This is a genomic window from Bradyrhizobium sp. (genome assembly GCF_049691595.1).
GTDB lineage: Bacteria > Pseudomonadota > Alphaproteobacteria > Rhizobiales > Xanthobacteraceae > Bradyrhizobium.
Window position 1 is genome coordinate 1 of sequence record NZ_JBAVNZ010000438.1, and the last position, 6971, is coordinate 6971.

The 6971-nt window shown below is 63.5% G+C and carries 9 protein-coding genes and 2 pseudogenes; 2 read left to right on the forward strand and 9 right to left on the reverse strand.

What is annotated here, in order from left to right:
• From WCE35_RS18570 to cysK, 3 genes and pseudogenes are all read right to left on the reverse strand, one after another.
• Nucleotides 1-319, reverse strand: a pseudogene (locus WCE35_RS18570) (hypothetical protein); the annotation flags it as partial.
• Nucleotides 320-359: 40 nt separating this feature from the next.
• Complete coding sequence (locus tag WCE35_RS18575) at nucleotides 360-599, reverse strand: BrnA antitoxin family protein (protein WP_424594791.1); 240 nt, start codon at nucleotides 597-599, stop codon at nucleotides 360-362.
• 2 nt (nucleotides 600-601) lie between these two features.
• On the reverse strand, nucleotides 602-1579 hold the full coding sequence (gene cysK, locus WCE35_RS18580) for a cysteine synthase A (protein WP_424594792.1): 978 nt from the start codon (nucleotides 1577-1579) through the stop codon (nucleotides 602-604).
• Between the two features lie 250 nt (nucleotides 1580-1829).
• On the opposite strand from cysK, the gene WCE35_RS18585 reads away from it, so the two are divergent.
• Complete coding sequence (locus tag WCE35_RS18585) at nucleotides 1830-2045, forward strand: hypothetical protein (protein ID WP_424594793.1); 216 nt, start codon at nucleotides 1830-1832, stop codon at nucleotides 2043-2045.
• 277 nt (nucleotides 2046-2322) lie between these two features.
• Nucleotides 2323-2727 (forward strand): hypothetical protein, encoded by a 405-nt coding sequence (locus WCE35_RS18590; protein ID WP_424594794.1) that lies wholly within the window; start codon nucleotides 2323-2325, stop codon nucleotides 2725-2727.
• 30 nt (nucleotides 2728-2757) lie between these two features.
• Here WCE35_RS18590 and tgt read toward each other — a convergent pair whose 3' ends face one another.
• The 6 genes and pseudogenes from tgt to coaD form a co-directional block, all read right to left on the reverse strand.
• The gene (gene tgt, locus WCE35_RS18595; RefSeq protein ID WP_424594795.1) at nucleotides 2758-3891 is read right to left on the reverse strand and encodes a tRNA guanosine(34) transglycosylase Tgt; all 1134 of its coding nucleotides are present in this window, start codon (nucleotides 3889-3891) and stop codon (nucleotides 2758-2760) included.
• 121 nt (nucleotides 3892-4012) lie between these two features.
• Complete coding sequence (gene queA, locus WCE35_RS18600; protein ID WP_424594796.1) at nucleotides 4013-5089, reverse strand: tRNA preQ1(34) S-adenosylmethionine ribosyltransferase-isomerase QueA; 1077 nt, start codon at nucleotides 5087-5089, stop codon at nucleotides 4013-4015.
• A 118-nt stretch (nucleotides 5090-5207) separates the two neighbouring features.
• Nucleotides 5208-5672 carry a peptidylprolyl isomerase gene (locus tag WCE35_RS18605; RefSeq protein ID WP_424594797.1) on the reverse strand — a complete coding sequence of 155 codons (465 nt, stop codon included), beginning with the start codon at nucleotides 5670-5672 and terminating at the stop codon, nucleotides 5208-5210.
• Nucleotides 5648-5854: pseudogene (locus tag WCE35_RS18610) on the reverse strand (hypothetical protein); the annotation flags it as partial. The gene WCE35_RS18605 and the pseudogene WCE35_RS18610, both read right to left, overlap by 25 nt.
• Nucleotides 5855-5861: 7 nt before the next feature.
• On the reverse strand, nucleotides 5862-6425 hold the full coding sequence (locus tag WCE35_RS18615; protein WP_424594798.1) for a peptidylprolyl isomerase: 564 nt from the start codon (nucleotides 6423-6425) through the stop codon (nucleotides 5862-5864).
• A 45-nt stretch (nucleotides 6426-6470) separates the two neighbouring features.
• Complete coding sequence (gene coaD / locus WCE35_RS18620; protein ID WP_424594799.1) at nucleotides 6471-6968, reverse strand: pantetheine-phosphate adenylyltransferase; 498 nt, start codon at nucleotides 6966-6968, stop codon at nucleotides 6471-6473.
• Between the last annotated feature and the right edge of the window lie 3 nt (nucleotides 6969-6971).

Here is a 6971-nt window from a genome sequence, read left to right on the forward strand (position 1 = left end):
GTTTGGCGCAGGTGATCTGGGGATTGTTGTCATATTTGGTGGTGGCGAATTTGCAGGTCGCGATGCAGGAGGCATCGGTGGCCAGCGAATTGGTCATCAGGATGCTGGCGATCTCCTCGCCCGGCAAGATCATGCAATTGAGCGGCACGGATTCCGCCAGAGCCGGATCCGCGAGCCAGCCAGCGAGAAGCAGGCCGGCGCGGATCGAAGGCGCCGGCAAGAGGTCGGTCAGGCGCCCGCGTGGCGTTGCCGCCGACGCTTCCCTTTCGATCGCATCCGAGCGGAAACTTTCGCTTGCTGTTTGACGCGTTTTCTTCATGCGAGCCGGTATCCATTTCGCTGGAAAACGCGATTGCCTGTTATTTGCCCGTGGCCTTCCGCAGCGCCTGGTTGATGCGGTCCTGCCAGCCGGGGCCGCCTTCCTGGAAATGTTCGAGCACGTCCTGATCGATCCGCAACGAGACCAGCTCTTTCACGCCGGGAAGCGCGGTCTTCTTCGGCGGGGTTTCCGGGACCTTGGTCGTGGTGCGCTTGAACGCGGCCTCGGCCTCGCCGCGCGCGTCGTTCAGGGTTCGCGGGCGTCTCGGTTGGTCCGGCATGGTCAGATTCCTTCGAACAGCGCCGTCGACAGATAGCGCTCGGAGAACGACGGCACGATGGCCACAATGGTCTTGCCCGCGCTCTCGGGGCGCTTGCCGATCTGCAGCGCCGCCGCGATTGCAGCGCCCGAGGAGATGCCGCCGGGAACGCCCTCGTGGCGCGCCAGCGCGCGCGCGGTCTCGATGGCGGTCGCGCTGTTGATCTTGACGATCTCATCGATCACGGAGCGATCCAGGATGTCCGGCACGAACCCGGCGCCGATGCCCTGGATCTTGTGCGGCGAATGCTGCCCGCCCGACAACACCGGACTTTCCTCGGGCTCGACGGCCACTACCCGCAGCGACGGCTTGCGCGGCTTCAGCACCTGACCGACGCCGGTGATGGTGCCGCCAGTGCCGACGCCCGCGACGAAGACATCGATGTTGCCGCCGGTGTCGTTCCAGATTTCTTCCGCGGTGGTGCGGCGGTGGATGTCGGGATTGGCGAGGTTCTTGAACTGCTGCGGCATCGCGGCGTTCGGCGTCGTCCGCACCAGTTCCTCGGCGGTCGCGATCGCGCCCTTCATGCCCTGGGCCGCCGGCGTCAGAACGATCTCGGCGCCGAGAAACGCCAGCATCTTGCGCCGCTCGATCGACATCGATTCCGGCATCACCAGTTTTAGCCGGTAGCCGCGCGAGGCCGCGACGAAGGCGAGCGCAATGCCGGTGTTGCCCGAAGTCGGCTCGATCAGCACGGTATCGGCATTGATCACGCCGGCCTTTTCCATCGCGATGATCATCGCGGCACCGATGCGATCCTTCACGCTGGCTGCGGGATTGAAATATTCCAGCTTGGCGAGGATGGTTGCGTTCACGCCATGCGCCTGCGGCAATTTGCGCAGGCGGACGATCGGCGTATCGCCGATCGCATCGACAATGGAGTCGAAGACACGGCCCCGCCCGGGTCGTTGCACTGCACTCGTTGCTGCCGATGCGTCCATCGCGAGACTCCTGTAAACCAAAATGCGGGGGAAATACGCGCGTCCCTAGTTAGGAGCAGCGCATGGCGGTGTGCAAGTGAGAAACCGGGGGACCGAAAATACGCTGCATCGCAAAAAATCGATGCGATGCCAAAAACGCAAAACCAACACATTTGTTTTGCGACAAGATCAAATAAATTAGTCTATAGTTTCTCTTGTACATTAAACCAGAAAAACCAGAAACCAGGTTTCGGAACGCAGGGGGGTCACGATGCCAGCAATTGCTGAAGTCCGCTCGACCGTTGCACCTAACCCACACCCGCGCGGATCTGCTTTCCCAGCCTGCCCGATTTGCGCGGACTCCATGGTAGCCGCGGAAGCTTCCGCCTATCTGAGCGATCGGGTCATCAGCTATCTCTGGACCTGCGACACCTGCGGTTACGGTTTCGTGACCAAGCACGCGGTCGAGCCCTTCGCCTGTAACTGAGGTTTTCGTTAGATATCACCGAGCGATTTCGACGCCTGCTATACGCGACACGCATTCTGTCACAAAACCCTCGAACGTATCGCCGTCCGGGTTTCGCGCATGGCGCCGAAACCAGGCAGTCTCGAACGCAGGCATCAGCCCTCCCATCCACCGGCATTCAGACTACCCGCGCGATCGCGTTTTCCGAACCCCGCTTCCTTGTTGAGCATTGCCGGAAAAAACACCAATACCCCAACCTGTTCGGGTTTTATTCGATCGCAATCGAGGGAATTCGGAAATGGCCATCGCAATCCTGATCGCAACCGTGGTTTGGTTTGTTGCCGCGTTCGCTCTGTTTTTTAACCCCGTGGTCGACAAGATCTATTCAAGTCAGGAAGGGCATCCGAGCGTCAGGGCGCTTCCAAAGTCGCCGCCGACGATTGTGAAAATTCTGGCCGCAATCGTTGTCCAGTGCACGCTGTGGGCCATCGTCTTTACCTGGATCAAGGCGGCGCTCCCGGTAGACCTCGTTTCCAGGGGGGTGCTGTTCGGCACGATTCTTTCATTCACCAAGCTGATACCGCGCGATATCGATCGCATGCTTCTTACGACCTACCCGGCGAAACGATTGACGATCGAATTCGTGATAGGCGTTGTCTGTGCCTACATCGTGGCGTTCGTGTTTGCCTACCGGATGCCCTAGCAACGATCGCACGCTCGTTGGCTGGGTAGCTCAGCGCGGAGCGATGTCACCGTGAGCCCAGCCGGCGCGCGTGCTCGCGCGGAAATCCTCGAACGTGCCGTTCGAAACCGCATTTCGGATGTCGTGCATCAGCTGCTGGTAATAGGCGATGTTGATTTCCGATAGCAGCATCGCGCCCAGCGTCTCCCCCGACCTGACCAGATGGTGCAGGTAGGCGCGCGAGCAATTGCGCGTCGAGGGCCAGGTGCTTGCTTCATCCAGCGGCCGCGGATCGTCGCCGTGGCGGGCGTTGCGCAGATTGATCTGGCCGAAGCGGGTGAACGCCATGCCGTGACGTCCATTCCGCGTCGGCATCACGCAGTCGAACATATCGATGCCGCGCGCGACCGCTTCCAGAATGTCTCCGGGCGTGCCGACGCCCATCAAATAGCGCGGGCGCCCCTCCGGCAGCTGCGGCGCGGTCGCCTCGATCATGGCAAGCATCACCGATTGCGGCTCGCCGACGGCGAGACCTCCGATCGCGTAGCCGTGAAAGCCGATCCCGACCAGCTCGCGCGCGCTGGTATGGCGCAATTCGGGCACGTCGCCGCCCTGGACGATCCCGAACAGCATGGCGCCCGGGGCCGCGGATTCAAACGCGCGCTTGCTGCGTTCGGCCCAGCGCAGCGAAAGCTGCATCGCGCGCTCGATATCGCTGCGCTCCGCCGGCAACCGCACGCATTCGTCCATCTGCATGGCGATGTCGGCGCCGAGCAGCCGCTGCACCTCGATCGAGCGCTCCGGTGACAGCTCGACCCTGGCGCCGTCGATATGCGAGCGAAAGGTGACGGCGTTCTCGCTCACCTTGCGCAGTTCCGACAGCGACATCACCTGGAAGCCGCCGGAATCGGTCAGCATCGGCCCGTTCCAGCCGGTGAACTTTTGCAAGCCGCCGAGCGCCGCGATGCGTTCCGCCCCCGGCCGCAGCATCAGATGATAGGTATTGCCGAGCACGATATCGGTGCCGGCCTCGCGCACCTCGCGCCAATGCATCCCTTTCATCGCGCCCGCGGTGCCGACCGGCATGAAGGCTGGCGTTCGCACCACGCCATGCGGCGTCGTCAGCCTGCCGGTGCGGGCTGCGCCGTCACGGCCGAGCAGTTCGAAGTGGTTGGCTGTGGTCATGCAGCGGACTTATCACGAAACAGAAATCGCAGGGTGGGCAAAGGCGCTCTCGCGCCGTGCCCACCCTCTCGCCAAATCACTACCGTTGGTGGGCACGCTTTCGCTTTGCCCACCCTACGCTTCAGTCGCGGGCGCGAAACAACAGGCAGGCGTCGCCATAGGAATAGAACCGGTAGCCGCTTGCGATCGCGTGAGCGTAGGCCTGCTTCATGGTGTCGAGGCCGCTGAAGGCCGAAACCAGCATGAACAGCGTCGAGCGCGGCAAATGGAAATTGGTCAGGAGAATATCGACCGCGCGAAAGCGATAGCCCGGCGTGATGAAGATCGCGGTGTCGCCGCGAAACGGCTGGATGGTGCCGTCGTCGGCCGCGGCGCTTTCCAGAAGCCGCAGCGATGTGGTGCCGACGGCGACGATACGGCCGCCCTTGGCCCGCGCTGCATTCAACGCCGCGGCGGTATCAAAGGTGATGCGGCCCCACTCGGCATGCATCCTGTGCGCGGTGGTCTCCTCCGCCTTGACCGGCAGAAAGGTCCCTGCCCCGACATGCAGCGTCAGCCTGACGATGTCGACGCCACGGCCGCGCAACGCCGCCTCGAGATCCGGCGTGAAATGCAACCCCGCCGTCGGGGCCGCCACCGCGCCCTCGTTGGCGGCGAACATGGTCTGGTAGTCGGCGGCATCCCGATCGTCGGGCGCGCGCTTTGAGGCGATGTAAGGCGGCAGCGGCGGCGTGCCGGTTTCGGCGATGGCCTGATCGAGCGCCGGCCCGTGCAACGAAAACGCCAGCGTTAGTTCGCCGTCGTTGCCCCTGGCCTCGACCTCGGCGTCGAGATGGCCGAGCAGGCAGACCTTTCCTTCATTGCCGAAGCGGATCATGTCGCCTTGGGCGAGCTTCTTGGCGGGCTTGACCAGCGCCTGCCAGCGCGAGCCGTCGAGGCGCTTGATCAGCGTTGCCTCGATCTTCGGCTCGGTGTCGCGGCCGATGCGACGGCCGTTCAGCTTGGCGGATATCACCCTGGTGTCGTTCACGACCAGCTGATCGCCGGGCTCGAGCCATTGCGGGAGCTCGGCGACGGTGCGGTCGCGCAGGACGCTATCGGGCTGCACCACCAGCATCCGCGCGGAATCGCGCGGGCTTGAAGGCCGCAGCGCGATGCGCTCGGCAGGAAGTTCGAAGTCGAAGAGGTCGGTGCGCATGGCGCCGTGGCGCTCCAGCTCGGTAGCGTCATTCCGGGGCGCATCGAAGATACGAACCCGGAATCGCGAGATTCCGGATTGCCGCACGTCGTGCGGCCTCCGGAATGACGTTTGCGGCTCACGCCGCGTCGGCGGCCATGTGGGCCTTGACGATCTTGTCGGGGTTCGGCACCGGCTCGCCGCGCTTGATCTTGTCGACGTTTTCCATGCCCGCGGTCACCTTGCCCCAGACCGTGTACTGGCCATTGAGAAAGGAGGCATCGTCGAAGCAGATGAAGAACTGGCTGTCGCCGGAATCCGGACTGGCGGCGCGCGCCATCGAGGCGGTGCCGCGCACATGCGGCTCCTTGTTGAATTCGGCCTTCAGCTTCTTGCCGGAACCGCCGGTGCCGGTGCCGTGCGGGCATCCGGTCTGCGCCATGAAGCCGTCGATCACGCGGTGGAACACGATGCCGTCGTAAAATCCTTCGCGCACCAGCTGCTTGATCCGCGCGACATGGCCCGGCGCGAGATCGGGCCGCATTTCGATGGTGACGGCGCCCTGGGTGGTCTCGAGGATCAAAGTATTTTCTGTATCAGCCATGCTCTTTTCTCGTCGGTTTTGGGTTGAGTTTTCCGGGTTCTGAAGGGAACGGCGAAAGGCCGGCCGGCGCCGCCGCCGCCCAGCCCCTCGGTTAATGGCAACGGCGTGCAGCGCTGCAACGTCTCCATCACGGCGATCCGGTACCGCAGCCGGTCGTTGTCGCTGGCGTGTTCCGATTCATATAGTGGCTCACTTGATGTCGGATGCGACTTGCACTTTCACCATCCTGTCGGGATCGCTCACCGTGCCGCCCGATGAGCCGGGCGGCGCTTTCTTCAGCCTGTCCACCACATCCATTCCGGACACCACCTCGCCGATCACCGTGTACTGGCCGTTCAGGCTCGATCCATCGGCGAACATGATGAAGAACTGGGAATTGGCGGAATCGTTGCTGTCGCCGCGCCGCGCCATGCCGACGATGCCGCGCTTGAACGGCACGCCGGAGAATTCGGCTTTCAGGTTCGGATATTTCGAGCCGCCGGTGCCGTTGAAATTCTGGCCGTCGCCGGTCTGCGCCATGAAGCCGTCGATCACGCGGTGGAACGGCACGTCGTTGTAGTAACCCTCGCGCGCGAGCTGCTTGATGCGCTCGGCATGGCCCGGCGCGATGTCGGTGCGCAGCTTGATGACGATGCGGCCCTTGGCGGTGTCGATCACGATCGCATTCGCCTTGTCGAGATTGGCGGGGAGCGGCTGGGCGATCGCGGGAACCACACACAAGAGCGCGGCGACAAAGGCGAGAACTCGGATCATGAACACTCCGGATCAAGAGGTCGAAAATCACGGCGCGAAAGGGCGCTAGCGGGCGAACTTGGCCTTGAGGCTGGCGGCGACCGACGGCGGCACGAACGCGGATACGTTGCCGCCCATCAGGGCGATTTGCCGGACCAGTGTGGCGGTGATCGGGCGGACGGACGCCGAGGCCGGGACGAAAACCGTATGCACTTGCGGCGCCATGGTCTCGTTCATGCCCGCGATCTGCATCTCGTAATCGAGGTCGGTGCCGTCGCGCAGCCCGCGAATCATGATGGTCGCACCGGCCTTTTGCGCCGCCGTGACGGTGAGATTGTCATAGGTGGTGCAGTCGAAGGCGCAGCCGGCCGTCTGCGCCACCGGGCCGAACACCGCCCGCACCATGTCCAGCCGCTCCTCGACCGAAAACAGCGGCTTTTTGCCGGGGTGAACACCGATGGCGACGACCAGGCGGTCGCAGAGGGCAACGGCATGTTTGACGACGTCCAGATGGCCGTTGGTGACGGGGTCAAATGAGCCGGGATAGAGCGCGATACGGGGCATAGC